26 protein-coding genes are annotated in these 24,998 nt (G+C 55.9%); 15 read left to right on the top strand and 11 right to left on the bottom strand.

What is annotated here, in order from left to right:
- Positions 1-46: 46 nt before the first annotated feature.
- Positions 47-487: a universal stress protein gene (locus tag AOB54_07005; GenBank protein ID WVN41238.1), complete on the top strand. Its 441-nt coding sequence runs from the start codon at positions 47-49 to the stop codon at positions 485-487.
- Here the strand turns inward: AOB54_07005 and AOB54_07000 are convergent.
- Genes AOB54_07000 through imuA form a run of 3 tightly spaced genes read right to left on the bottom strand, consistent with a single transcriptional unit; the run spans position 484 to position 5,963 of the window.
- Entirely contained in the window at positions 484-3,750 is a 3,267-nt protein-coding gene (locus tag AOB54_07000) for an error-prone DNA polymerase (GenBank protein WVN41237.1), read from the bottom strand. The two genes, AOB54_07005 and AOB54_07000, sit on opposite strands and share 4 nt — an antisense overlap.
- Before the next feature lie 40 nt (positions 3,751-3,790).
- Positions 3,791-5,239, bottom strand: coding sequence for a DNA polymerase Y family protein (locus AOB54_06995; GenBank protein WVN41236.1), 1,449 nt, complete (start codon positions 5,237-5,239; stop codon positions 3,791-3,793).
- Positions 5,151-5,963, bottom strand: coding sequence for a translesion DNA synthesis-associated protein ImuA (gene imuA, locus AOB54_06990; protein ID WVN41235.1), 813 nt, complete (start codon positions 5,961-5,963; stop codon positions 5,151-5,153). Before imuA ends, AOB54_06995 begins: the two co-directional genes overlap by 89 nt.
- 196 nt (positions 5,964-6,159) lie before the next feature.
- Here imuA and AOB54_06985 point away from each other — a divergent pair, with 196 nt between their 5' ends.
- Both AOB54_06985 and AOB54_06980 read left to right on the top strand, forming a co-directional pair.
- A complete protein-coding gene (locus AOB54_06985) occupies positions 6,160-6,468 on the top strand; it encodes a type II toxin-antitoxin system RelB/DinJ family antitoxin (protein WVN41234.1) in 309 nt (102 codons plus the stop codon).
- Positions 6,437-6,757 carry a type II toxin-antitoxin system YafQ family toxin gene (locus tag AOB54_06980; protein ID WVN41233.1) on the top strand — a complete coding sequence of 107 codons (321 nt, stop codon included), beginning with the start codon at positions 6,437-6,439 and terminating at the stop codon, positions 6,755-6,757. The genes AOB54_06985 and AOB54_06980 overlap by 32 nt, the downstream gene beginning before the upstream one ends.
- Before the next feature lie 14 nt (positions 6,758-6,771).
- On the opposite strand, the gene lexA is transcribed toward AOB54_06980, so the two are convergent.
- The gene (lexA, locus tag AOB54_06975) at positions 6,772-7,470 is read right to left on the bottom strand and encodes a transcriptional repressor LexA (protein ID WVN41232.1); all 699 of its coding nucleotides are present in this window, start codon (positions 7,468-7,470) and stop codon (positions 6,772-6,774) included.
- Positions 7,471-7,592: 122 nt separating this feature from the next.
- Here lexA and AOB54_06970 point away from each other — a divergent pair, with 122 nt between their 5' ends.
- Complete coding sequence (locus AOB54_06970) at positions 7,593-8,588, top strand: SLAC1 anion channel family protein (GenBank protein ID WVN41231.1); 996 nt, start codon at positions 7,593-7,595, stop codon at positions 8,586-8,588.
- A gap of 23 nt (positions 8,589-8,611) precedes the next feature.
- Here AOB54_06970 and leuE read toward each other — a convergent pair whose 3' ends face one another.
- Genes leuE through AOB54_06955 form a run of 3 tightly spaced genes read right to left on the bottom strand, consistent with a single transcriptional unit; the run spans position 8,612 to position 11,270 of the window.
- On the bottom strand, positions 8,612-9,313 hold the full coding sequence (leuE, locus tag AOB54_06965; GenBank protein WVN41230.1) for a leucine efflux protein LeuE: 702 nt from the start codon (positions 9,311-9,313) through the stop codon (positions 8,612-8,614).
- A gap of 60 nt (positions 9,314-9,373) precedes the next feature.
- Positions 9,374-9,562, bottom strand: a complete 189-nt coding sequence (locus tag AOB54_06960) for a 4-oxalocrotonate tautomerase (protein WVN41229.1) — start codon at positions 9,560-9,562, stop codon at positions 9,374-9,376.
- A gap of 13 nt (positions 9,563-9,575) precedes the next feature.
- The gene (locus tag AOB54_06955; protein ID WVN41228.1) at positions 9,576-11,270 is read right to left on the bottom strand and encodes an electron transfer flavoprotein-ubiquinone oxidoreductase; all 1,695 of its coding nucleotides are present in this window, start codon (positions 11,268-11,270) and stop codon (positions 9,576-9,578) included.
- Positions 11,271-11,320: 50 nt separating this feature from the next.
- Here AOB54_06955 and AOB54_06950 point away from each other — a divergent pair, with 50 nt between their 5' ends.
- From AOB54_06950 to ftsB, 6 genes are read left to right on the top strand one after another with little or no spacing between them, the layout of a single operon-like run.
- Positions 11,321-12,013, top strand: coding sequence for a CoA transferase subunit A (locus AOB54_06950; protein WVN41227.1), 693 nt, complete (start codon positions 11,321-11,323; stop codon positions 12,011-12,013).
- On the top strand, positions 12,013-12,654 hold the full coding sequence (locus AOB54_06945) for a CoA transferase subunit B (protein ID WVN41226.1): 642 nt from the start codon (positions 12,013-12,015) through the stop codon (positions 12,652-12,654). Before AOB54_06950 ends, AOB54_06945 begins: the two co-directional genes overlap by 1 nt.
- A 1-nt stretch (position 12,655) precedes the next feature.
- A complete protein-coding gene (locus AOB54_06940) occupies positions 12,656-14,308 on the top strand; it encodes a CTP synthase (GenBank protein WVN41225.1) in 1,653 nt (550 codons plus the stop codon).
- Entirely contained in the window at positions 14,305-15,159 is an 855-nt protein-coding gene (gene kdsA / locus AOB54_06935) for a 3-deoxy-8-phosphooctulonate synthase (protein WVN41224.1), read from the top strand. The genes AOB54_06940 and kdsA overlap by 4 nt, the downstream gene beginning before the upstream one ends.
- A 56-nt stretch (positions 15,160-15,215) precedes the next feature.
- Positions 15,216-16,502, top strand: coding sequence for a phosphopyruvate hydratase (gene eno / locus AOB54_06930; protein WVN41223.1), 1,287 nt, complete (start codon positions 15,216-15,218; stop codon positions 16,500-16,502).
- 29 nt (positions 16,503-16,531) lie between these two features.
- Positions 16,532-16,927, top strand: a complete 396-nt coding sequence (ftsB, locus tag AOB54_06925) for a cell division protein FtsB (protein ID WVN41222.1) — start codon at positions 16,532-16,534, stop codon at positions 16,925-16,927.
- Between the two features lie 5 nt (positions 16,928-16,932).
- Here ftsB and AOB54_06920 read toward each other — a convergent pair whose 3' ends face one another.
- Complete coding sequence (locus AOB54_06920) at positions 16,933-17,898, bottom strand: Hsp33 family molecular chaperone HslO (protein ID WVN41221.1); 966 nt, start codon at positions 17,896-17,898, stop codon at positions 16,933-16,935.
- A complete protein-coding gene (locus AOB54_06915; protein WVN41220.1) occupies positions 17,891-18,415 on the bottom strand; it encodes a gamma carbonic anhydrase family protein in 525 nt (174 codons plus the stop codon). Before AOB54_06915 ends, AOB54_06920 begins: the two co-directional genes overlap by 8 nt.
- 68 nt (positions 18,416-18,483) lie before the next feature.
- Here AOB54_06915 and AOB54_06910 point away from each other — a divergent pair, with 68 nt between their 5' ends.
- Genes AOB54_06910 through AOB54_06890 form a run of 5 tightly spaced genes read left to right on the top strand, consistent with a single transcriptional unit; the run spans position 18,484 to position 23,436 of the window.
- Entirely contained in the window at positions 18,484-19,362 is an 879-nt protein-coding gene (locus tag AOB54_06910; GenBank protein ID WVN41219.1) for a PHP domain-containing protein, read from the top strand.
- Between the two features lie 15 nt (positions 19,363-19,377).
- Positions 19,378-20,580 carry a tryptophan--tRNA ligase gene (locus AOB54_06905; GenBank protein WVN41218.1) on the top strand — a complete coding sequence of 401 codons (1,203 nt, stop codon included), beginning with the start codon at positions 19,378-19,380 and terminating at the stop codon, positions 20,578-20,580.
- Positions 20,581-20,624: 44 nt separating this feature from the next.
- A complete protein-coding gene (gene dapA / locus AOB54_06900; GenBank protein ID WVN41217.1) occupies positions 20,625-21,500 on the top strand; it encodes a 4-hydroxy-tetrahydrodipicolinate synthase in 876 nt (291 codons plus the stop codon).
- Entirely contained in the window at positions 21,500-22,609 is a 1,110-nt protein-coding gene (bamC, locus tag AOB54_06895; protein WVN41216.1) for an outer membrane protein assembly factor BamC, read from the top strand. The genes dapA and bamC overlap by 1 nt, the downstream gene beginning before the upstream one ends.
- 2 nt (positions 22,610-22,611) lie before the next feature.
- Entirely contained in the window at positions 22,612-23,436 is an 825-nt protein-coding gene (locus tag AOB54_06890; GenBank protein WVN41215.1) for an MBL fold metallo-hydrolase, read from the top strand.
- A 62-nt stretch (positions 23,437-23,498) separates the two neighbouring features.
- On the opposite strand, the gene AOB54_06885 is transcribed toward AOB54_06890, so the two are convergent.
- Both AOB54_06885 and AOB54_06880 read right to left on the bottom strand, forming a co-directional pair.
- The gene (locus tag AOB54_06885) at positions 23,499-23,675 is read right to left on the bottom strand and encodes a hypothetical protein (protein WVN41214.1); all 177 of its coding nucleotides are present in this window, start codon (positions 23,673-23,675) and stop codon (positions 23,499-23,501) included.
- A gap of 73 nt (positions 23,676-23,748) precedes the next feature.
- The gene (locus tag AOB54_06880) at positions 23,749-24,966 is read right to left on the bottom strand and encodes a cupin domain-containing protein (GenBank protein ID WVN41213.1); all 1,218 of its coding nucleotides are present in this window, start codon (positions 24,964-24,966) and stop codon (positions 23,749-23,751) included.
- Positions 24,967-24,998: the final 32 nt, after the last annotated feature.

The following is a 24,998-nucleotide window of genomic DNA, read 5'->3' as shown; positions in this document are numbered from 1 at the left end:
TGCTCATAATGGACGGCAATCAGGTTCATTTACGAAGGGGAACGTTATGTTTAAAAATATTTTGGTGCCTTACGACGGCTCGGAAGTCTCAAAGCGTGGACTGGCCAGTGCCGTAGCATTGGCCAAGAGTGTGGGCGCAAAAGTCACCGGCTTTCATGTGGTGCCGGATATCAACTCCACCGTTCGTGCTTATCTTCCGGAAGCAGCCTACATGCCCGAGGACTACAGCGAAAAAGCGGCGGAAAGCGGACAGCAGGTTCTGAAAGAGATACAGCAAGCCTGTCAGGCAGCCGGGGTGGCTTGTGTTACCAGCTATGTGGTGAGTGAATTCGTGGCAGACGAAATTGTTGAGGCCGCCAAGCAACATGGCTGTGATTTGATTGCAATCGCCTCTCATGGCCGCACTGGCTTGGCCAAGATGATGCTTGGCAGTCAAACCCAAAAGGTATTGGCCCACGCCAATATTCCGGTGCTAGTACTGCGTTAATGGAAATCCCGGGACTGCACCGTTAGGTCGCCAATGAGTGTCTGCAACAGATGGCTTTGGTCTTCTACTCGCTGGGCGAGTAGGTTGCGGACTTGGCCAGGCGCAGCGGGGTTGATGGTGGTGTCCCGCTGCCAGGTGCCATAGACCAGCATGAGCTGCGAATACAATACGGCATCGTAAAACCGTTGCAAGACATCTGGCCAGACAATCACATTCACCATGCCAGTGTCATCTTCCAAAGAAATAAACAAGGTGCCATTGGCGGTGCCAGGCCGTTGTCGGTGGGTGACCAGGCCCGCCGCGCGGGCGAGTTGCCCGTGTCGATAGCCGGCTAATTTGATAGCAGGCTGCGCACCCAGCGCTGCCAATTGCGGGCGTAGTATGGCCATTGGATGGCGGCCCAGTGTCAATCCCAGGCTGGCATAGTCAGCCACCAGATCGTCGCCCTCGGTGGGCGCTGTTAATGTGAGTTTGGGTTCATCAATCCGGCTTTGTTTCAGCACCTTGGGCATAGGCTGATAACCACTGCTTTCCCAAACGGCCTGATGGCGATTGCCCGCAAGAGACTTCAATGCGCCAGCGGCGGCAAGCGCATTTAAGTCGGCACGATCAAGTTCGGCCCGCGCGGCCAGATCTTCTACGCTATCAAATGCATGTTGTTGGCGTGCTGCCACGATGCGTTCGGCAGCCGTTATGGGAAGTTGGGCGATTCGATTCAGGCCCAGACGCACAGGATGACGTGCCTGCGGTAAATGATTGCTGTATTGCGTAATACATGACGTATTGCCCTGCGTCTGGTGTGACGCACGAACCGTTGCCGAGTGCTTTGATGGTGGGATCTCTAAACTGCTCTCAATATCACTGACGGTGACATCCACCGGCAGCACTTTCACCCCGTTGCGGCGAGCATCTTGCACGAGTTGAGATGGTGAATAAAACCCAAGGGGCTGTGCATTGAGCATGGCGGCCAAAAATGCATCCGGATGATGGCATTTCATCCAGCAGCTGATATAAACCAGTAGCGCGAAACTGGCGGCATGAGATTCGGGAAAGCCGTATTCACCAAAGCCTTCGATCTGACGAAAGACACGATCGGCAAATTCCCGTGGATAGCCGCGGGCCAGCATGCCGCCCACCACTCGATCATGAAAGTGCTCTAAGCCACCCTTGCGCCGCCAGGCGGCCATAGAGCGGCGCAGTTGATCGGCTTCCCCCGCAGTGAAACCCGCTGCGAGAATGGCCAGCTGCATGACTTGCTCTTGAAAGATGGGCACGCCCAAAGTGCGCGAGAGTGCTTCTTTCACGGCAGGGCTGGGATAGTCCACGGGCTCTAAGCCCTGACGTCTGCGCAGGTAGGGGTGCACCATGCCGCCCTGAATGGGTCCCGGCCGAACAATAGCAACCTCAATCACCAGGTCGTAAAAACAGCGGGGCTTGAGCCGCGGCAGCATCGACATCTGGGCCCGCGACTCAATCTGAAATACGCCCACTGTTTGCGCGGCGCAGATCATGTCGTAAGTGGCACTGTCTTGCGGTGGAATGTCTTGTATCAGCATGGGCCTGCCGAGTTTCTGACCAATGAATTCCATGGCCCGCCGAATAGCGGAGAGCATGCCGAGCGCCAAGACATCCACCTTTAGTAGGCCGAGTGCTTCAATGTCGTCTTTGTCCCATTGAATGACACTTCGCTCGGGCATGGCCGCGTTTTCAACGGGCACTAAGTCCGATAGCCGTGTGCGGGCAATAATGAATCCGCCCACGTGCTGAGATAAGTGTCGTGGAAAGCCAATGAGTTGATTGCAAAGATCAGCCCAGCGTTCAATCTGTTGATCACTGGGCATGGGGATGATGGGCTCTCCAATGTCGTTACAAAGCTCGGTTACGGCACAGTGAATGTGTTCACGCAAGGCCTCGACTTGAACACGCCTGCCGTCCCACCATTGGTGGTGTTTGGCCACATGGTCAATCAGCTGCGGATCAAAGCCCAAGGCCTTGCCCGTGTCGCGCAGGGCAGAGCGTGGCCGATAGGTGGTGACCGATGCGGCCAAGGCTGCCCGATCACGGCCATATTTTTGATAGATGTACTGAATAACTTCTTCGCGCCGCTGGTGTTCAAAGTCGACATCAATATCGGGCGGCTCGTTGCGTTCTTTAGAAATAAAGCGCTCAAACAGCATGCTCATACGGTCGGGGTCGACTTCGGTAATGCCCAGGCAATAGCAGACTGCAGAGTTGGCCGCTGAGCCCCGGCCTTGGCATAGAATTCCACGGCCTTTGGCAAAGGCCACAATGTCATAGACCGTTAAAAAGTAGGCTTCGTAACGCAGCTCCTGGATCAGCGTGAGTTCATGTTCAATCTGGCGGCGTACTTTTTCTGGCAGGCCGTTGGGATAGCGATCAGCAGGGTAGCGGTGGCGAATGCCTTCTTCAGTTAAGTGCCGAAGCCAATGGGTGGGTGTAAAGCCATTGGGCACGATTTCATCTGGGTACTCATAGCGCAGCTCATCTAATGAAAAGTGGCAACGGCTGGCAATCTCAATGCTGGTGGCAAGCATTTCTGGGGGGTAGAGCCGGGCCAGCCGCAACCGGTTGCGCAGGTGCTGTTCAGCGTTCGGTGTGAATCGCCTGCCGCACTGCGAGAGTGGCAGGCCATGCCGAATGGCCGTGAGTGTGTCGGCCAGTGGCTTGCGTGATCGGCGGTGCATGAGCACATCACTGCTTGCGGTAATGCGCAATCGCTGGAGTGCGGCCAGTGTGTGTAAGTGATCTCGCCAGACGGCATCTGTGCCGCGCAAAAGTAGTGTGCAGGCAATATAGAGCCGATCATCAAATAATGCTTTTAACCAGGTGGCGCAACGGTGGTGATCCGTTGGGCTATCGCTGGGGTCGGGTAGCCAAATGACCAAGCATTCCGTTAAGCCAGATTCTAAGTCTTGGCGATGGAGTCGATACTGGCCTTTGGCTTCGCGCCGCCGTGTCTGGGTGATTAAGTGGCCAAGCTGGGCGTAGCCTGTTCGCGATGTGGCCAGCACACTGATGCGACCAGAAAAATCACTAGAGGCAAACTGTGCGCCAATCAATAACTTCAGGCCCACTGACTTTGCAGCCACGTGGGCCTGGACAACCCCTGCTACCGATGCTTCATCCGTGATGGCAAGCGCCGTATAGCCAAGACTGTGGGCCCGCTCGACTAATTCTGCAGGGTGAGACGCACCCTGCAAAAACGAATAGTTGCTGCGGCAAAAGAGCTCAGCATAGTCCATGGATTAGCAAACCCTGTTGGATATCCGCGTATAAAAACGGTCAGCTAAAAAATCCATGCAGATACCACTCATGGGCAGGCGTGCGAAAAACCCAGACCATGGCCTCTTGTGTGGTGCGGGCAACGAAGTAGTCTCGCTGTGTCGGGCCGTTCGGGCTGTCATCCCACCAGCCCGCTTCGATACGCTCTGGGCCGCAGAGTAGTTGCAGTGGCCCCTGGTAATGGGGCCGATGGCCCTGGATGCGCAGTGGTATGGGCGGATTGAGCAACCAGCTTGGCCGGTGGCTACTTAAGTGAAAAGGCTCCTGGGCCAATAGAGTTGCAGTGAGTGGCGCTGAAGGTAGCGAATTTGAAGATTTGACTGCAGAGAGCGGTTGGGCTGATTGTCGCGAGTAAGACGTCTTAGATTCGCTAGTTTGATCAGCGACTGCCTGCAGTGCGACGGATTGCTCTGGCCGATGTTCATCGAGTACGCACAAACGTTGCACTTGTTCTGGGCCAAGCCGTGCTTCCAAACGCTCAATCAGAATCTGCAGGTCTTCTTTTTCAGACGCACCGCCCCCTAGAAAATCTTTGGTCGTATGGGCAAGTGATTCGGTAGTGTTGGCGTGCAGTTCAATCTCATAGACAGGCTGATTCACCTGAAAGCGAGCAAGCCGCTCACTGAGTAGCCGTTGAAACCGTGTGATGTCCCGTGTGGGGCTGGCAAACCGAAGTGGCAGTGGTGTGGGTGGCGGGTTGTCGTGATGCAGTGTAAGGGCGATCTCTTTGGCGCCCAGCTGACGTGCGGTAAGCCAGGCTGCAAGTTCGTGCAGGCAGCGGGATGCAGCCTGCTCAATCAATGCGGTGTTGTCTGCACGTGCAGATAACTCACGGCGCACTGAAAAGTGCTCGGCACTCTTTAGCCATAGACGGGTATCGGGTGCTTTTCCATACGCCTGATCCAAGACATGCAAAATCGTTTTGCCGAATCGCCGTGTCATGCCGCCACGCGGCAGTTTGTTGAGCTGTCCAATTGTGCGAACCCCCATTCGGGCCAAGACATCTAAGTGGGGCTGTAATTCTTCGATGACTGAAACTGGTAGTGGCGATAAGAGCGAGGTGCCTGACACCACAACCGGCATGAGCTCAGGGGGGTGGTCAAGTTCAGCGCCATAGATTGCTAACCACTGGGCATAACGTGCCGTGGGGCCGCATGCCATCGTGACTGTGTCTGGGGGCAGCCAGCCGAAGTCGCGCCAACCCTGGGTTAAACGAGTAAGAAGCGCAGCATGGCCACCCCATAGCCGCAGGCTAGCGGCGACTTCCAAGAGCAGCGTGTGATGTTGGTCATGCGTGGTCACGCAGGGCGTGAACTGCAGGGCCCATTGGGCCATGCGTGCCACGACCTGGCCACAGGACTCAGTTGCGTGCTGCCGAACCGTTAACGGAAGCGGCTGGTGAAATGGCGCCCGGTAACGACGAGGAATAACGCATGCGATCCACAGCATGATGACGGCTAATGTTGGTGGTCGGTGCTGCGGCAGGCGCAGCGATGATGGCCTCGCGGTCTTCGAGTGGCCGCAGTCCAACCCCAGGAATAGGAATGGCGATGTCGATTGGTGCCGACATGACTGGCCCACGGCGCTTGATGATCTGCACCGCTAGGCCGGGGTAGCGACGTGGCAGCAGCAATAAACGCAGTGGCGCTGGCGATGCATGGTGTTGGGCATCAAATGGCCGAAATACAAAGGTCAGCCCCTGTGTGCTGGCGGCTGCCAATTGCAGTCGACGAATGAGTTCCGGTTTCACCGGGGTGGCGTGCGGGCCGGTGCTGTGATCCAGCCAGGTAATCAGTGCACCAAAAGAATTGCTTTTGATGGCCTGTTCTACTGCCCAGAGCCGATCGACTGGCCGATTGGCGTGGACCACCAGGATCTTGCTGTGATCGATGCCCATGGCTGCAAAGGCGGGGGCGTAAGGCGTGTGGGGTGGGGCGAGCAGAACAATGTGTTTACCGGCCTGGGTGAGCGCCCGCAGGGTGGGGGCCAGAAAGCGCAGCTCGCCAATGCCCATGGATTGGACCAGCAGTTCGGTCAGACAGCCACGTGGCCAGCCATTGCCCGGGAGTTCCCGGTCTAAAAGACGAAAGCTGCTGCTCACGCCAGTACTGGCCTGGGCCTGGATGGCTTGGCCGCGCCAGACGGCGGGATGGGGGGTGGTGATGGTTTGCATGGTTGGCTATCGAAAGTACTGAATATGCGTACAGTACTTCTTTCAGCCTAAGACTGCAAGCCTGGGGGGGATAGATTCGGTCTACGGCGCTTGGTTGATGGTTGGACGGGTCCGGGATCTCTAAGATTTTTAAAGCATTTCCCGGAAGAATCCGGAACAATATACTCCGTCAATGTAGCTACAAACGGAGTCCACCATGATCCCTGTTACCGCTGATAGTAAAAATATGACCGCTGAAGTCCGCACTCGGATATCACCACAATTAAAAAATGAAGCGACGGCTGTGCTCGCCGATTGTGGGCTCAATATTTCTGATGCGGTTCGTTTGTTTTTGCGCCAAGTTGTTTCGCAACGTGGTTTACCTTTCAAGGTCAAGGCGCCAAACGCGACAACTGTTGCAGCGCTTCAAGAAGGCCGTCAATTAGCAAAATCTGGCAAACGGGGGCAAACACCGCGAGTATTTTTTGAAGAGCTTGAGACCCAATCAAAACGGAAAGCGCGATAAACCCCCGCGCGACGTTCTCAAAACAAGTCAGTTTCTAAAAGATTGGGAGCGGCTTACTCAGTCTGGTAGATATGATCTTTCGCGTGCAAAAGCGGTCATGATGCTTTTGATTGGGGGTGAGCTGCTTGGCCCAGAGTGGAGAGACCACCCTTTACAGGGTGAGTACAGTGATTACCGAGAGTGCCATATTGGGGGCGATTTTTTACTGATTTATAAAATCGCACATGAATCTAAAGTCGAAAGGCTCGTTTTCGCACGTATAGGAACGCACTCAGAGCTTTTTAAATAGGGCGTTTGCTTTTATTACGACAGCAACTTCGGATTACGAATTACGCCAACGCCCAAGCCCTCGATGGCAAAGTCATCGTCGGGGGTAACCACAATCGGCTTGAAGTCTGGGTTTTCGGGCAGCAAAAAAATCTGCTGGCCGTCACGCTTAAAACGCTTCACGGTGACATCGTCTTGCAGGCGGGCCACCACGATCTGGCCATTGCGGGCGTCGTTCACGCCGCCAGGAAGTTTTTTCACAGCCAATAAATCGTCTTCCAAAATGCCAGCATCCCGCATGCTCATGCCGCGGACTTTCAGAAAGTAGTCGGGCGCCTGGGCAAACAGTGCGGGGTCAATGGCATAGCTGGCTTCCACATGTTCTTGGGCCAAGATGGGTTGGCCGGCAGCAACCCGACCCACCAAGGGAATGCTCACCATGTCGCTGGCCATTTCACGGGCCCGCTGCAATGCCCCCTTGATTCCCGATTCTTTGCTGCTGGGTTTTCGGGAGGTGACGGTTTCACCGGTTAGCCGAATGCCGCGGGAGGCCCCCGATGTCAGGGTGATGACGCCTTTGCGGGCCAAGGCCTTTAGGTGCTCTTCGGCGGCATTGGGGGACTTAAAGCCAAGGGCCTGGCAGATGTCCATCCGGGTGGGTGGGAAGCCAGTCTCTTCAATGTGGCGCCGAATCAGATTCAGAATTTCTTGCTGGCGAGCGGTTAGGTCTTTCATGAGTGGGCCTGAATGAAATTACAGTGAATAAAAGTACAGTACTTCTTTCGGCGCTAAACTGCAAGCCTGGCTGCTATTTCAAGTGCGGCTGTCGTTAAAAAGTAACTTTTAAGGCTTAAAACATGTCTTCCCCAAGCAAAAACCCATTTATCCACGAGCTTCCCATCTCGGCCTTTGCCATGGTCATGGGCCTGTCTGGCCTGACCCTGATCTGGGGCAGGGTGGCCGTCTTGGAGTGGTTGCCTGGGGTGGCCGAGCCTGTTGCGCTGGCCTTGGCCGTGCTGACGGCATTGGTGTTTATCGTGTTGCTAGCGCTCTACATCAAGAAGTGGGCGGCCAATCACCAACATGTCTACAGTGAATGGCAGCACCCGGTGAAGTCATCTTTTTTTGCGGCGGTGTCCATTTCCTTTGCACTTTTGGCCGCCGTGGCACTTGGGGCCTTTGCGCCGCTGGCCATGCCGATCTGGGTCGTGGGCGCGGTGTTGCAGGTGGTGGCCATGACCATGATGCTCAATGCCTGGGTCCACCGTGAGAGCCTGCAGGCGGCCCATGCCACGCCGCCTTGGTTCATTCCAGCAGTGGGCAATGTGATTTTGCCGCTCGCCGGTGTGCGGCTCGGTTTCTTAGAGGTCTCGTGGTGGTTCTTTGCCGTGGGCATTCTGTTTTGGGTAGTGCTGTTGACCTTGGTCTTAAACCGCCTGCTGTTCGTGCAGCCGGCATTACCTGAGCGCATGATCCCCACCCTGTGTATTTTATTGGCGCCACCTTCGGTGAGCTTTTTGTCGTGGTTGCAGTTAACAGGCCAACACCCTGGTGTGGGCCTATTGGATGCAGGTGGCCATATTTTTTATGGCATTGCCATTTTCTTTGCGCTCTTTTTGGCGATACAAATTCCGCGCTTTGTGAGACTACCGTTTTATTTGTCTTGGTGGGCCCTGTCATTTCCAACAGCCGCATTTACAACGGCCACCTTGGTTTACGCACAATTTGTGCCGAGCGCCTTTGTGCAAGGCCTGTCGGTGGTGATGGTGATCTTTGCCACGGCTTTAATTCTGTGGCTCTTTGGCCGCACCCTGTTTGCGGTGGCCCGCAATGAAGCGCAGCTGACGGATTGATGTTGTTCGGGTTGGCGTAAGCCTTAGCGTAAGAGCTTTATCGCAAACCCAATAAACAGTAGTCCCACTGCACTAATGCTGATGGAAGATAGCAAGGGGCGCTGACGAAACGCCAAGGTCAGATAAGCGCCGCCGAAAATTAATGCGCTCAAATACAGCAGGCTTGCGACTTGAACAATAACGCCCAGAATAAAAAACGTTAACCCTGGGTAAGGGTATTGCGGGTCAACAAACTGAATAAAAAAGGACACAAAAAACATAATCGCCTTGGGGTTGAGCAGGCTGATCACCAAGGCGGTGCGAAAGGGATGGGAGAAGTCGAGTTTTTTCCCGCTGCTATCGCGTAAGGTGTCAGACACGGTGTCTGACACCGTGTCTGACACCGTGCCTGGTACCTGCGGGCGTTTTTGGCTGCGGCGCAAACGCCATGTGTGCATGGCCTCGCGAATTAAGCCAATGCCAATCCAGGCCAGATACGCGGCCCCGGCGATTTTTAAGCCGGTGAAAACGGCGGGCGATGCGTAGAGTGCTGATGCAGCGCCCGTGGCAGCCAGCACCATCAATATGGTGTCACCTGCAAAAATCCCCGCCGAGCCCCAATAGCCTGCCGCGACACCGTGGCGCGATGCCAGTGTCATGACATACAGGGAGTTGGGGCCGGGCAACAGCACGATAAAGATCGTGCCGAGAATAAATGTGGTGAGGTCAGTAATGCCGTAAATCAAGGCCCGTACCCGAATGGTCGATCAGCGCAGGACTCAGTAAAAGCAAAGTGTTCAGACAAATTATTTCTTGTCACTCCACAACACACCACCGGTGGCCCAGTCAGATTTCTTGATGTCGTAAAACAGGATGTCGACGGATTCAGGGCTGCCGCCAAGGGTGTTTACCGTCGCCTCGGTCAGGGCCTTGGCATAGGCACGTTTTTGTTCTTCAGTGCGGCCTTCAAAAAATTCAACACGAATGGTGGGCATGATTTCTCCTTAATTAAGTTCCCGTGTAGTTCGGGCCGCCACCCCCCTCGGGCGTGACCCAGACAATATTTTGGGTGGGGTCTTTGATGTCACAGGTCTTACAGTGCACGCAGTTCTGTGCATTGATCTGTAACCGTGCGCCATCAACGGGCTCCACTGTGGGGTTGCCAGCAGCGTCTAAATACTCGTAGACACCCGCAGGGCAGTAGCGGCTCTCCGGCCCTGCAAACTGCGTTAAGTTGGTTGCAACGGGCACTGCTGCATTTTTAAGTGTTAGGTGCGCGGGCTGATTCTCTTCATGGGATGTGCCCGATAAAAACACCGATGACAGACGATCAAAGGTTAGTTTGCCGTCGGGCTTGGGATAGTCAATCCGTTTGCACTGGGCGGCAGGCTTGAGTGTTTCGTGGTCGGCCTTGGTGTTGTGAAGTGTCCAGGGGGCCTTGCCGCCAAAGAGCTTTTGATCAATGCCCACGATGAGTGTGCCCATCCACAGGCCCTTGGCCATGGCGGGTTTGAAATTGCGGGCCCGATAGAGTTCGTCTTTCAGCCAGGACTTTTCAAACCGGGTGGCATAGCCCACGGGTTCTGCAGCTGGCGTGTCTTTGGCCAATTCCTCGGCCACGGCTTCCGCGCAGAGCATGCCGCTTTTGATGGCGCCATGACTACCCTTGATTCGGGATGCGTTGAGAAAGCCTGCGTCACATCCAATCAATGCCCCGCCCGGGAAGGTGAACTTGGGCAGGCAGTTCAATCCCCCAGCGGCAATGGCCCTGGCCCCATAGCCAATGCGCTTGCCACCCTCCAGGAAGTGACGGATTTTTGGGTGGGTCTTGTAGCGCTGAAATTCTTCAAAGGGCGATAGCCAGGGGTTGGCGTAGCCCAGGCCCACCACATAGCCAATCGAGACCTGGTGATTGTCCAAGTGGTACAGGAAAGCCCCGCCATAGGTCTCGCTATCCAGCGGCCAGCCGGCGGTATGAATGACCAGGCCAGGCTTGTGTTTGGCGGGGTCAATCTCCCACACCTCTTTTAGGCCAATGCCGTAGGACTGTGGGTCACGGCCGGCATCAAGCTTGAACTTGGAAATCAGCTGTTTGCCCAGATGGCCCCGGGCCCCTTCAGCAAACAGGGTGTACTTGCCGTGCAGCTCCATGCCCATTTGGAAATTGCCGGTGGGCTGATCGTCTTTGCCCACGCCCATATTGCCGGTAGCCACGCCCTTGACCCGGCCGTCCTCGTGGTAGAGCACTTCGGCTGCGGCAAAGCCAGGGAAGATTTCCACGCCCAGGTTTTCGGCCTGGCTGGCCAGCCACTTGGTCACATTGGACAGGCTGACCACGTAATTCCCGTGGTTTTTAAAGCAGGCCGGCAGCACCCACTGGGGAAAAGTGGTGGCCCCGGTTTCGGAGAGCAGCATGAACTGGTCTTCAGTGACGGGGGTATGGATGGGGGCGCCATCGGCCTTCCAGTTGGGCAGCAGCTCGTTGATGGCCCGTGGGTCCATGATGGCCCCAGACAGGATATGGGCGCCGGGCTCGGAACCTTTTTCCAGGATGCAAACGCTGATTTCCCGACCGCTTTGCTGGGCTAACTGCTTAAGACGAATTCCTGCGGACAGTCCGGCCGGTCCCGCACCGACCACTACAACGTCGTATTCCATTGACTCACGGGTTTGTTCCACTTTTCCGGTCTCCAAGAAATGCATGCTGATGCCGTTACACTATCAGGGTTTTTCTCCCTCTTTCGGAGTAGTCCATGAACAAGGTGTACCCCGACGCCGCCTCTGCCTTGCGAGACGTGCTGCGTGATGGTCAGACCATTGCCGTTGGTGGCTTTGGTCTGTGTGGCATCCCCGAGGCGTTGATCTTAGCGGTCCGTGATCACGGCGCAAAAAACCTGACCTGCATCAGCAACAACGCGGGCGTCGATGGCAAGGGCCTTGGGCTACTGCTCGAATCCCGTCAGGTGAAAAAAATGATCTCGTCTTATGTGGGTGAGAACAAAGAATTTGAGCGGCAGTTTTTATCCGGTGAGCTGGAATTGGAATTCACACCCCAGGGCACGCTGGCCGAAAAGCTGCGGGCTGGCGGTGCCGGCATTCCTGCGTTTTACACCCGCACGGGTGTGGGCACGGTGGTCTCCGAAGGCAAAGAGATTCGTGAATTCCACGGCAAGAAATACGTGATGGAAGAGTCGCTTTTTGCCGATATCTCGCTGGTCAAGGCCCAAAAGGCCGACCGCTCCGGCAACCTGGTCTACAACCTAACCGCACGCAATTTCAACCCGAATGTGGCCATGGCTTCGCGCATGACCATTGTGGAAGTGGAAGAGCTGGTTGAAAACGGCGAACTCCATCCCGACGAGATCCATACCCCAGGCATTTTTGTAAAACGCATCGTCGTGAACAAAAATCCTGCGAAATACATTGAGAACAGGACGACGCGATAATGGCCTGGACCCGTGAAGAAATGGCAGCCCGCGCGGCCAAAGAATTGCGCGATGGGTTTTATGTGAACCTGGGCATTGGCCTGCCAACACTGGTGGCCAACTACGTGCCCGATGGCATGGAAGTCTGGCTACAGTCTGAAAACGGATTGCTGGGCATTGGCCCCTTTCCCACTGAAAAAGAAGTGAATCCCGACCTGATCAATGCGGGCAAACAAACTGTCACCACGTTGAAGGGCTCTTCGATTTTCTCGAGCGCCGATTCCTTTGCCATGATCCGTGGCGGCCACATCAATCTGGCGATTCTGGGCGCCATGCAGGTTTCGGAAAAAGGCGATCTGGCCAACTGGATGATCCCGGGCAAGATGGTCAAGGGCATGGGCGGTGCAATGGACCTGGTGGCTGGTGTGGATCGTGTGGTCGTACTGATGGAACACACCGCCAAGAAAAAAGATGGCTCGGAAGACTTAAAGATTTTGCCGGCCTGTACCCTGCCATTAACTGGCGTGGGTGTGGTCAACGAGATCGTGACAGACCTGTGTGTGTTGTCGGTCACGATTAAGGGTTTGGAATTACGTGAACTGGCACCGGGCGTGACCGTGGAAGAAGTCCGCGCGAAAACCGGCTGCCCCATTATTGAGTGATATGACGAAATATGTATTTGTAACGGGCGGCGTGGTGTCGTCTTTGGGTAAGGGCATTGCAGCAGCATCTCTTGGTGCGCTTTTGGAGTCACGCGGCCTGCGTGTGACCATGATCAAGATGGATCCGTACTTAAACGTGGATCCGGGCACCATGAGCCCCTTTCAGCATGGTGAAGTCTTTGTGACCGAAGATGGCGCCGAGACCGATCTGGATCTGGGCCACTACGAGCGTTTTATTGATGCGCGGATGCATAAGCACAATAACTTCACCACCGGTCAGATCTATGATTCCGTGCTGCGCAAAGAGCGCCGTGGTGAGTATCTGGGTAAAACGGTGCAGGTCATTCCCCACATCACCAATGAAATTCAAGAGTTCATTGCCCGTGGTTCGCGTGCAGGCCAGCCCGACGAAGCAGAAGTGGCCATTGTGGAAGTGGGCGGCACCGTGGGGGATATTGAATCCCTGCCATTTCTGGAAGCGATTCGTCAGCTAAGCCTAAAGCTTGGCCGCCGCAACACCTGCTTTGTGCATCTAACCTTGGTGCCCTTTATTCCATCAGCGGGTGAATTGAAGACCAAGCCCACCCAGCATTCGGTACAAAAACTGCGCGAGATTGGTATTCAACCCAACGCACTCTTGTGCCGCGCTGACCGCCCGATCCCTGAAGAAGAAAAAGACAAGATCTCGCTTTTTTCAAACGTGCCGCGCGAGGCCGTGATTTCGGTCTGGGATGCCACTTCGATTTATCGCATTCCACGCATGCTGTCGGAGCAGGGCTTGGATAACCTGATTTGTGAAGAGCTTGGCCTGCCGGCGAAGCCCTCGAACCTGGCGGTCTGGGATGACCTGGTCGATCGTTTGGATAATCCACAGGTTACGGTGCGTATCGCCATGGTCGGCAAATATGTGGACCTGACCGAGTCCTATAAGTCACTCACGGAAGCCCTGATTCACGCGGGCATGCATACTCGGTCGAAAGTCGCCATTGAGTACATTGACTCGGAGAACATCGAGAAAAATGGTGTCGATGCCTTGGCCGGCTTTGATGCGATCTTGGTGCCCGGTGGTTTTGGCAAGCGTGGTGTCGAGGGCAAGATTGCGGCCATTCGCTATGCGCGAGAGCATAAGGTCCCTTACTTGGGCATCTGCCTGGGCATGCAACTGGCCGTGATTGAATACGCGCGGCACAAGGCGGGCTTAACGCAAGCCAACTCCACTGAATTTGATCCACAGGCACCCCAGCCCATGATCGCCTTGATCACGGAATGGAAGTCAGCCGATGGCAAGATTGAGCAGCGCACTGAATCGTCGGACTTGGGCGGCACCATGCGCCTGGGTGCCCAAGAGTGTGCGATCCGTGAAAACACCCTGGCCCGCAAGATTTATGGCCCCACGGTGAATGAGCGCCACCGCCACCGCTATGAAGTCAACAACACGCTGCGCCCCCAGGTGGAAGCCGCAGGACTGGTTGTGGCGGCAGAGACACCCCACGAAAAGTTGGTGGAAATGGTGGAGTTACCGTCATCGGTGCACCCCTGGTTTATGGGCGTGCAATTTCACCCAGAATTTACCTCCACGCCGCGCAATGGTCATCCGCTCTTTAAGAGCTATATCGAAGCCGCCATTGCTCAGCACCAGGCGAGCACAAAATGAAACTCTGCGGATTTGATGTTGGCCTGGAGCACCCCTTCTTTCTGATCTCGGGTCCCTGCGTGGTGGAATCCGAGCAGCTGCAGATGGACACGGCAGGCCGGCTGAAAGAGATCTGCGCCGAGCTGGGCATTCCGTTTATTTTTAAATCCAGCTACGACAAGGCCAACCGTTCTTCTGGCACATCCTTTCGTGGCCTGGGCATGGACAAGGGTTTGGAAATTCTGGCCAATGTCCGCGCAAAGCTTGGCGTGCCGATTCTGACGGATGTGCATAGCGAGACTGAAATTGCCAAAGTCGCATCGGTCGTTGATGTGTTGCAAACCCCTGCATTTTTATGCCGCCAGACCGACTTTATTCGTGCAGTGGCCCAGTCGGGTAAGCCCGTGAATATCAAAAAGGGCCAGTTCTTGGCGCCCGGCGATATGAAAAACGTGATGCAAAAGGCCCGTGATGCAGCAGTCGAGGCGGGGCTAGATGCCGATCGTTTTATGGCCTGCGAGCGAGGCGTGAGCTTTGGTTATAACAACCTGGTGAGCGATATGCGCAGCCTTGCGATCATGCGCGAGACCAACTGTCCCGTGGTCTTCGATGCGACCCATTCGGTGCAACTGCCAGGTGGCCAGGGCACGTCTTCTGGTGGTCAGCGTGAGTTTGTTCCTGTGTTGGCCCGCGCTGCTGTGGCGGTGGGCATTTCTGGCATTTTCATGGAGACACACCCCAATCCCGCCAAGGCATTGTCCGATGGCCCCAATGCGGTGCCGCTTGCCAAGATGAAAGATCTGCTGGCCCAGCTGGTCGCGATTGATCGAACGGTCAAGGCCCAACCATTTTTAGAAAACGACTTTAATTAACCGTATTTAATTCACCGTCGGTAACGGCGGCTTTGGCTTAGAAAAGGAAAAGAAAAATGACTGCGATTGTGGACCTGATTGGCCGCGAGATTATCGATAGCCGTGGCAACCCCACCGTGGAGTGTGATGTGTTGCTGGAAAGCGGTGTGATGGGTCGAGCTGCGGTGCCATCGGGTGCGTCTACGGGTTCGCGTGAGGCCATTGAACTGCGCGACGGTGACAAGAGCCGTTTCCTGGGCAAGGGCGTGTTAAACGCAGTGGAGCACGTCAACACCGAAATTTCGGAAGCGTTGATGGGCTTGGATGCCAGCGAGCAGGCCTTTATTGACAAGACACTGATCGAGTTAGACGGCACCGACAACAAATCCCGCCTGGGCGCCAACGCCATGTTGGCGGTGTCGATGGCGGTGGCCAAGGCCGCAGCAGAGCAGTCTGGCCTGCCGCTCTATCGTTACTTTGGTGGTTCGGGCCCCATGCGTCTACCCGTGCCTATGATGAATGTGATCAATGGTGGCGCGCACGCCAACAACAATCTCGATCTTCAAGAGTTCATGATTATTCCGGTGGGCGCACCGACTTTTCGCGAGGCCGTGCGTTATGGGGCAGAAGTTTTCCATTCGCTGAAAAAAATCATTCACGACCAGGGCATGTCCGTGGCCGTGGGGGATGAAGGTGGCTTTGCACCGAATGTGAAAAACCACGAGGCTGCAATTCAAATGATTCTGCAGGCCATCGAGGCTGCCGGCTACGAGCCCGGCCGCCAGGTGGCGCTTGGCCTGGATTGCGCAAGCTCTGAATTCTTTAAAAACGGCAAATATGAGTTGGCCGGCGAAGGCTTGAGCCTTTCTTCGAAAGACTTCTCGCATTTGTTGGCCAGCTGGGTGGATAAGTACCCCATTATTTCGATTGAAGACGGCTGCGCTGAAGCGGACTGGGACGGCTGGGCCTATCAGACTGAGTTGCTGGGCAAGAAGGTGCAGCTGGTGGGCGACGATCTCTTTGTGACCAACACCAAGATCCTGCGCGAGGGCATCCAGAAAAAGATTGCCAACTCCATCCTGATTAAGATCAATCAGATCGGTACCTTGTCAGAAACCTTTGCCGCCATTGAGATGGCCAAGCGCAGCAACTACACCGCGGTGGTCTCGCATCGTTCTGGTGAAACCGAGGACACCACGATTGCAGATCTTTCGGTCGCGACCAATGCCTTGCAGATCAAAACCGGCTCGATGTCCCGCACGGACCGCACCGCCAAATACAATCAGCTCTTGCGTATTGAAGAGGATTTGGGCGATGCTGCGGAATATCCCGGCATGGACGCGTTTTATAACCTGCGTGCCTAACCGCCTTTTTTAAACCAACACCGGAATCAATGGCCCAATCGGCAAGTCTGCTCAGCAAGCTTCCCAAGCCCAACCTGACCAAGATCCTGTTGGGGGCCTTGATTCTGTTGCAGTTTCCGCTGTGGTTTGGCCAGGGTGGCTGGATTCGGGTCTGGACACTCGAATCACAAATCGACAGTAAGCAAAAAGAAAACGACAAGCGCCGGCTTAGGGTTGCAGAACTCGAGGCCGAGGTTCGTGATTTCAAAAAGAGTTCACGTGCTGCAGAAGAGCGGGCCCGTTATGAACTAGGCCTGGTCATGCCGGGGGAGCGTTTTCTACAGTGGGCCACGCCCCCGCAGCCCAGTGGCGCCAACAATAACGCCAAGACTAATGCTGGTGCCAATGCCAACGCACCGGCGCCAGCGGACACGAAAGGCCAGTAACCGGGCTAGTGAAGGGTGGTAGAGCCCGAAGAGGACGGCGGGTGGTCTCGGGTAAAGAGCTCCGCGCAGTCCACCGGATCAAAGGCATAGGCCGTGTTGCAGAAGTCGCAGTTCACTTCGACATAGCCTTGCTCTGCCAGGATCGATTCGACCTCCTCTTCCCCAAGCGTTTGCAACATCTTGCCAACCCGTGTGCGCGAACATGTGCAGCTAAATTGCACCGGCTTATTTTCCAGTAACTTGGGGGCCTCTTGCCAGAAGAGACGATGCAAGAGTGTCTGCGACTCTGTGTTGAGAAGTTCTTCGCGCGTGATGGTGTCGGCCAGCGTGATCAAGCGATCCCATTCGTCGTCGGGCTCGCTGGATTTGGCGCTACCGCCTTCGCTTGGCATGCGTTGCAGTAACAGGCCTGCAGCACGATCACCATCACAGGCCAGCCATAGTCGAGTGGGCAATTGTTCTGAGCGGGTCATATAAGACTCAAGCGCCTGGGCAAAGCCGACATCGTGCAGGCTGACAATGCCTTGATAGGGATGTTGATTGTCGACCTTGGGGTCTAGCACCACGCTAAAGCGGCCCATATTGTTTTGATTCACCAATGTCTTCCAGTCGGCGCCTGGGGGCACCGTGAGCGTGTCGGACATTTTGATGGTGCTACGAAAGCCCAGACTGGCGCTGCATTCCGCCACTGCGAGCCGGACAGGGCCATCACCGTGAATCTGCAGAATGACAGAACCGTCGTATTTCAAGCTGGCCGATAGCAAAATGCTTGCGCAGCTCATCTCGCCAAGCAGTTCCATAACCTCTGGCGCCTCGCTATGTCGATGGGCGACTTCTAGCCAAGACTTATCAATCTTGACCAGGTGGGCCCGTGCGTTGCCGTCATTGAACATGACGCGCAGCAAGTGATCGTTGTCAGGGCCTGCGGCCGTGGTGGGGGCGTTCTCTTCCCCGGATTCTTTTTTACTCAATTCGTTTTAATTCCTTGCGAAATGCGGCGGCCCGCGTGACATAGCTTTGTGTGCCACGTTGCATGCGGGCAATTTCATCATCCGTTAATTGACGGAGGACTTTGGCTGGCGACCCCACCACCATGGAACGATCGGGAATGACCGTGCCCGATGTGACCAAGGCGCAGGCCCCGATTAAACAGTCTTTGCCGATCACCGCGTCGTTTAAAACCACCGCCTGAATACCGATCAGACTGCCATCGCCCACCGTGCAGCCGTGCAGCATGGCCTGATGGCCCACGGTAACGTTATTGCCAAGTGTCAATGGTGAACCCATGTCGGTGTGCAGCACCGCGCCTTCTTGGACATTGGAATTCTCGCCGATCACGATGGGTTCGTTATCCCCGCGCAGGGTGGCGCCAAACCAGATGCTGGCGTTTTTCTTTAACACCACCTGGCCAATCACATTGGCGCTCTCGGTCACATAGGCGGTCTCGTGGACATCGGGCTGGTGCTTGCCAAAGGCAAAAATGGCCATGACGGCACTCCTTTTCATGAAGACGGGTTTTTACCATGCCCGGTAGGAATTGCTGGAAAATGGCAGGCATGACGCTTACCGCACAGGCCACCAGGCCTGACTATCCCCACGATATCAATGTTGATCTGCACATGCACTCCACGGCATCTGACGGTGCTTTGGCACCCCAGGACGTGATGGCCCGTGCGGCAGCCAACGGTGTGCAGATTCTGGCTTTAACGGATCACGACACGATTGGCGGCCAGCGGGAGGCCCAAGAGACCGCCCAGGCCCTGGGCCTGATGTATATCCCTGGGGTGGAAATCTCGGTGACCTGGGGCTCGGAGACCATCCATGTGGTGGGCCTAAATTTTGATCTGAACAATTCGGGCCTGCAGGACACGCTGGCCTCGATTCAGCATGGCCGACTGGCCCGTGCCAGGGCCATGGCCGACAGCCTGATGGTCCACGGGGTGCCGGATATTTTTGATGAGGCCATGTCTTTTGCTGGCAACCCAGAGCTGATTGGCCGCACCCACTTTGCCCGGGCCATGGTGGCCCGCGGGCTCTGTTCGGATATGAATCAGGTCTTTCAAAAGTATCTAACCCCCGGCAAACCCGGCTACTTTGCCCATGAGTGGACCAGCCTGTCCCGTGCAGTGGGGGCGATTCTGGGGGCTGGTGGGGTGGCCGTGCTGGCCCACCCGGCCCGTTATCGCTTAAGCGCCATTGGCCACTGGGCCCTGATTGATGAATTCAAGGCCCTGGGGGGCACGGCGATCGAGGTGGTGACTGGCAGCCATAGCGACCAAGAGGCCCGCCGTTTCCAGCGGGTGGCCGTCGAGCACGGGCTACATGCATCCCGGGGCAGCGACTTTCATGCCGAGGGCGAGAGCCGCTTTGACGTGGGCGCTGTGCCGCCCCTGCCCGATGCCACCCGTCCGGTCTGGCATGGCTGGCCGCACTGATAAAATCCACGGTATATGTATCCACAACGCGTCTTATCGGGCATGCGGCCCACGGGGGCCCTGCATCTGGGCCATTACCACGGTGTTTTAAAAAACTGGGTCCGTCTTCAGTCTGAATACGAGTGCCTGTTCTTTGTGGCGGACTGGCATGCGCTGACCACCCACTACGAAGACCCACAGATCATCTCGGAATCGGTCTGGGGCATGCTGATCGATTGGTTGGCGGCCGGTGTAGACCCAGCCCAGGCCACGCTCTTTATCCAGTCCCGTGTGCCGGAACATGCAGAGCTTCACCTGTTGCTCTCCATGTGCACACCGCTTGGCTGGTTAGAGCGGGTGCCGACCTATAAAGACCAGCAGGAAAAACTCGCTGAAAAAGACCTGGCCACCTATGGGTTTCTGGGCTATCCCCTGCTGCAGTCGGCTGATATTTTGATTTACCGTGCAGGCTATGTGCCGGTGGGTGAAGACCAGGTGCCCCATGTGGAGCTCACCCGCGAGGTCGCCCGCCGCTTTAATCATTTGTATGGCCGTGAGCCCAAGTTTGAAGAAAAGGCCCTGGAAGCTGCAAAGAAACTGGGCGGTAAGCGGGCCAAGCTCTACTCAGAACTGCGTGACCGTTACCAAGAAAAGGGTGACGATGAGGCGCTCGAGCAGGGCAAGGCCCTGCTGCAAGAGGCCCAGAACCTGACCATGGATGATCGCGAGCTGCTCTTTGGTTATTTGGAAGGCGGCCGTCGATTGATTCTGGTTGAGCCCCAGGCTTTGCTCACCGAGGCTTCCCGCATGCCTGGCTTAGATGGCCAGAAGATGAGCAAGAGTTATCACAACACGATTGCGCTTCGCGAGAACCCCGACAGCATCGTGCAAAAGATGCGCAAGATGCCCACAGACCCGGCCCGGGTGCGCCGAACCGACGCCGGCAACCCCGACCGTTGCCCCGTCTGGCAGCTGCACGAGGTCTATTCCGACGACTCGCGTAAAAAATGGGTCAAAGAGGGCTGCACCTCGGCGGGCATTGGCTGCCTGGAGTGCAAGCAGCCCCTGATTGATGCAGTGTTAGATGAGCAAAAAGTATTTCTTGATCGGGCCAAGCCTTACGAGGAAGATCCTGATTTGTTGCGCGGCATTGTGGCTGATGGTTCGGAAAAGGCCCGTGACATGGCCCGCCAGACCATGCGCGATGTCCGCGAGGCCATGGGGCTGGATTACAGTTGATGCACCCCCTTGATGACCACATTTTCGTGACTGGTTGAACAAAGATGATTACAGGAAGCCTGGTGGCAATTGTCACCCCGATGCATGAAGACGGAAGCCTTGATTTCGACAGTTACCGAAAACTCGTCGACTGGCATATCGAGCAGGGCACGGATGCGATTGTTGCCGTGGGCACCACGGGTGAATCTCCCACGGTCGATGTGGATGAGCATTTGGAACTTATTCGGATCACGGTCGAGCAGGCCAGGGGCCGTGTGCCGGTGATCGCTGGCACGGGTGCCAATTCCACGCTGGAAGCCATTGAACTTACGCGCGAGGCCAAAGCCGTTGGTGCCAACGCGTCATTGCAGGTGGTGCCGTATTACAACAAGCCCACCCAAGAGGGCTTGTATCAGCATTTCAAGACCATCGCAGAGGCGGTGGATCTACCGATTATTTTGTACAACGTGCCCGGCCGCACCGTGGCCGATCTGGCCCACGAAACAACCGTTCGGCTGGCGCAGGTTCCCAACATCGTGGGTATTAAAGATGCCACCGGCAACATCGAGCGTGGCGAGTGGCTCATCCGCGAAACACCGGAAGATTTTGCGGTCTACAGTGGTGACGACGGCACGGCCGTGGCCCTGATGCTTTTGGGCGGGCAGGGCAATATCTCGGTTACGGCGAACGTTGTGCCCGACCTGATGTCGAAGTTGTGCCAGTTGGCCATTGCCGGCAATGCCAAGCAGGCGGCCGATTTGCAATTAAAGCTTCTGCCCCTGCACAAGGCCATGTTTGTGGAAGCCAATCCGATCCCAGTGAAATGGGCCTTGGCCCGTATGGGCCGGATGAAGTCAGGTATTCGCCTTCCCTTGGTCGAGCTGTCCAAGGGCAATCAGTCGATCGTGGAATCGGCACTAAAGAATTTGGGAGTCATTTAATGAGGCAGTGGGTTTCGTCGTTCGCGTTGCTGGGTGCATCAATGGTGCTGGTGGGCTGCGGTGCACTTCCTGGCAATGATCTTGATTACAAGTCGGCCGCGACCCAAAAGGTCAAGCCCCTGGAGGTGCCGCCAGATTTGTTGGCGCCGGGCAAAGATGACCGTTTTGCCATGCCTGCATCGGGCACAGCCAGCCGCTCGGAATTCGAGCGCAATCGCCTAGAGCCCAAGAAATCCGACGGTGCGATTTTGCCGGCGGTGTCGGGCATGCGGATTGAGCGCCAGGCCGATCAACGGGTGTTGATTGTGGATCAACCCGTTGAAAAACTCTGGCCTGTGGTTCGCCAGTTCTGGCTGGATAACGGTTTTGTGTTGGCGGTTGAAAATCCTGACACTGGGTTAATTGAAACCGATTGGGCAGAAAATCGCGCCAAGATTGCTGAAGATGGCCTGCGCCGGCTTTTCGGCAAGGTCTTCGATCGTTTGTACGACACCGGCGAGCGCGATAAATTTCGCACACGCTTAGACCGCATCAGTGACACGCAGACAGAAATTGTGATTAGCCACCGTGGTGTGGTCGAGATCGCATCTGTGACATCTTCCGATGTGAAGTCCACCTGGACCAATCGTCCTTCGGATCGTGAGCTCGAGGCAGAACTTCTGCGTCGCATGATGCTGCGTTTGGGAGCCGATCAGACCCGTGCCCAGACCCTGTTGGCCCAGGCACCGGTGGCGCCACCAAAGGCCCAGATTGTTCGCACCGGCATGGCCTCGTCGATTGAAATTAACGAATCATTTGATCGTGCATGGCGCCGTGTGGGTGTGGCCATTGACCGGCTTGGCTTTACAGTAGAAGACCGTGACCGTGCCAAGGGGTTATTTTTTGTGCGCTATCGCGACCCCACAGTTGAAGAGAAAAAAGAGCAGGGCTTTTTCTCGAAACTCTTCTCATCCAGCACGCCATCAGAGTCGGCCAATCAATACCGTGTGTTGGTCAGCAGCACGGGCGAGTCCGGGTCTCGTGTCACCATTTTGGACAAAAGTGGTAACCCCACCAACGACACGAATTCTCAGCGCATGCTGACGGTGATCCTGGATCAGCTCAAGTAGTTTTGCGCTTTACTAGTCTTTCAAGTGGCAGCGAGGGCAATGCCCTGGTCGTGGAGTCGACCGGGCGTGGCCCCGGCCACCATCCCACCCGTGTATTGATCGATTGCGGCCTGCCCATCAAAGAGATGGTCCGCAGGCTGGAATTACGCGGTCTGCTGCCCCAAGATCTTGATGCGATTTTTGTCACCCACGAGCATGGTGATCACGTGGGTGGCGTGGCACGTTTTGCCCGGCATGCCAATCTGCCCGTGCTGTGTTCGCATGGCACCCGCGCAGCCTGTAGTGATGACTTCTGGTCCGGTGTGCGGCTGACTGAAATAGATAGCCACGCCCACATACATTTGTGCGATTTGGTGTTGCGTTGTTTTCCGGTGCCGCATGATGCCCGGGAGCCAGTGCAGTTGGTGGTCGAGGATGTCGCTGCAGTCGGCGTTGGTGTCGGCACGGGAAGCGCTGCCCAAAGGCGGCTAGGCGTATTAACCGATGTCGGCAAATCAACGCTGCATATCGAAGAGATGCTGTCTTTTGCGGATGCTCTTTTTCTAGAGGCAAACCACGATGAGGAACTGCTCGCCAACAGCGACTACCCTGCCTCTTTAAAGCAGCGGATTGGTGGGCCCTATGGCCACCTGTCTAACGCAGCGTCGGCCCAGCTCTTGGCAGTGATTGATCAATCCCGACTACAGCATGTGGTGGCTGCGCATTTGAGCCGACACAACAACCGGCCAGAGCTGGTCGTGGCATCTTTCAAACCGGTGTTGACATCGCAGGCCAGCCTAACCGTGGCCAGCCAGGGTGATGGCTTTGATTGGGTGGTGATTGATTAAGAAATAAAAAAAGCGCCGGTAATTTCTTACCAGCGCTTTTTGCACTACTGCTAACCGAAGAATTACTTCTTGGCGGGAGCAGCAGGAGCAGCAGGAGCTGCAGGAGCAGCAGCAGGAGCTGCGTCAGCAGGCTTTTGCTCAGCTGCGGGTGCAGCAGGAGCAGCAGCTTTTTCTTCTTTCTTACCGCAAGCAACAACACCGAGAGCCAAGATCATGGCTGCGAGTAGTGACTTCTGCATTTTCAAATTTCCTTAAGGTTCAAAAATAAGAGGAGACGTTTTTCCGACGAATTTGTCCCACCGGGAAAACCCGCTAATGATATACGATCCAACCGGCAAGATACATCCTATAGAGCGTGGAATTGTGCTGTCTCTGGGAAGGCCTGGTTTTGCCCCCGGTTTCTGACAGATCCTGACTGATTGCGGCGCATTCTGCGGCGAGCAGCTGTCGCTTATCCGACAGGTTTTTAAGGGCCTTGGTTTCACTCTTGGAGAGCGCCAGCCCCAGGTTTTCGCCGTTCATAAAGAACTGCTTACCGCGATAGATCAGGCGGCTCGGGCTGGCCAGGCGCAGGCCTTTTTTGGCGGCTAGTGCCCAGAACTTCTCAGGGGTGGCGGGCCGCTTGGGTGGGTTGAAGACCGCCGCAGGCGCGGGTTCGCTTAAAACGGTAGCGATTGCCGTTTCAACGGCTGGTTTTTTTGGAAAGCTGGCCAAAACCTGGGCGGTTAACGCCTTGAGCAAGCGGTCTGGAATCTGACCGGGGTGGGCCGTGGCGGCAAGCCAGGGGTCTTGCCAGTCGGTGTCAGGCAGGCTGTCTAAGTGAACAGCCCAGGCGTGATCGGCCAGGGCTACCCGGCCAGGTGCCCGAAAGCCCACCGACCACGTCATGCAGCCCGCGCCCACCGCGGTGCCCCGGTGGGCCACATTGGGGGGCAGGTAAAGCAGGTCGCCGGGTTCCAAAACCCAGTCGTCTTCTGCGGTGAAATTACGCAGAATTTTCAGCGGCACATTTTCTTCTAGCTCTGGGCTAAATTTGGTGGCCACTTCCCAGCGGCGCTTGCCTGCGGCCTGAATTAAGAAGACATCGTAGGAGTCCGTGTGGGCGCCAATACCACCATCTGGCCCCGCCACACTGATCATCAGGTCGTCTAATCGGGCCTCTGGCACAAAACGAAAGGCGTCCAGAAAGCGATCAGCTTCAGGCAGCAGGGTGTTGACCTGCTGGACCAGCACCGTCCAGTTAGATTTCTTAACCGACGGGATTTGGTCGGGCTCAAAGGGGCCGTGATCAAGTGACCATTTGGTTTTTGATTTCTTGACCATCCGCGATTGGGCCAGGTCGTTCCTGCATAGACCCAAGACTTCTTCAATCGATACCGGCGGCACAAAGTCTGGAAATGCGTTGCGCACCAGCAGCGGTTTTTTCTGCCAGTGCTTTTTCATAAATTGCGCGGGTGTCATGCCGCCAAGCCATGAGACAGGTTGGTCGGGCATGGGCCGCTGGATAGTGGTGAGGAGTTTTTTCGTCATCGTGTTTGAAAACTAAACATTTTTTGAGTCAA

The sequence above is a fragment of the beta proteobacterium MWH-UniP1 genome (assembly GCA_036362785.1).
Classification (GTDB): domain Bacteria; phylum Pseudomonadota; class Gammaproteobacteria; order Burkholderiales; family Burkholderiaceae_A; genus Lacustribacter.
Note: the sequence above shows the minus strand (reverse complement) of the source record. Positions and strands in the feature narration are given on the sequence as shown.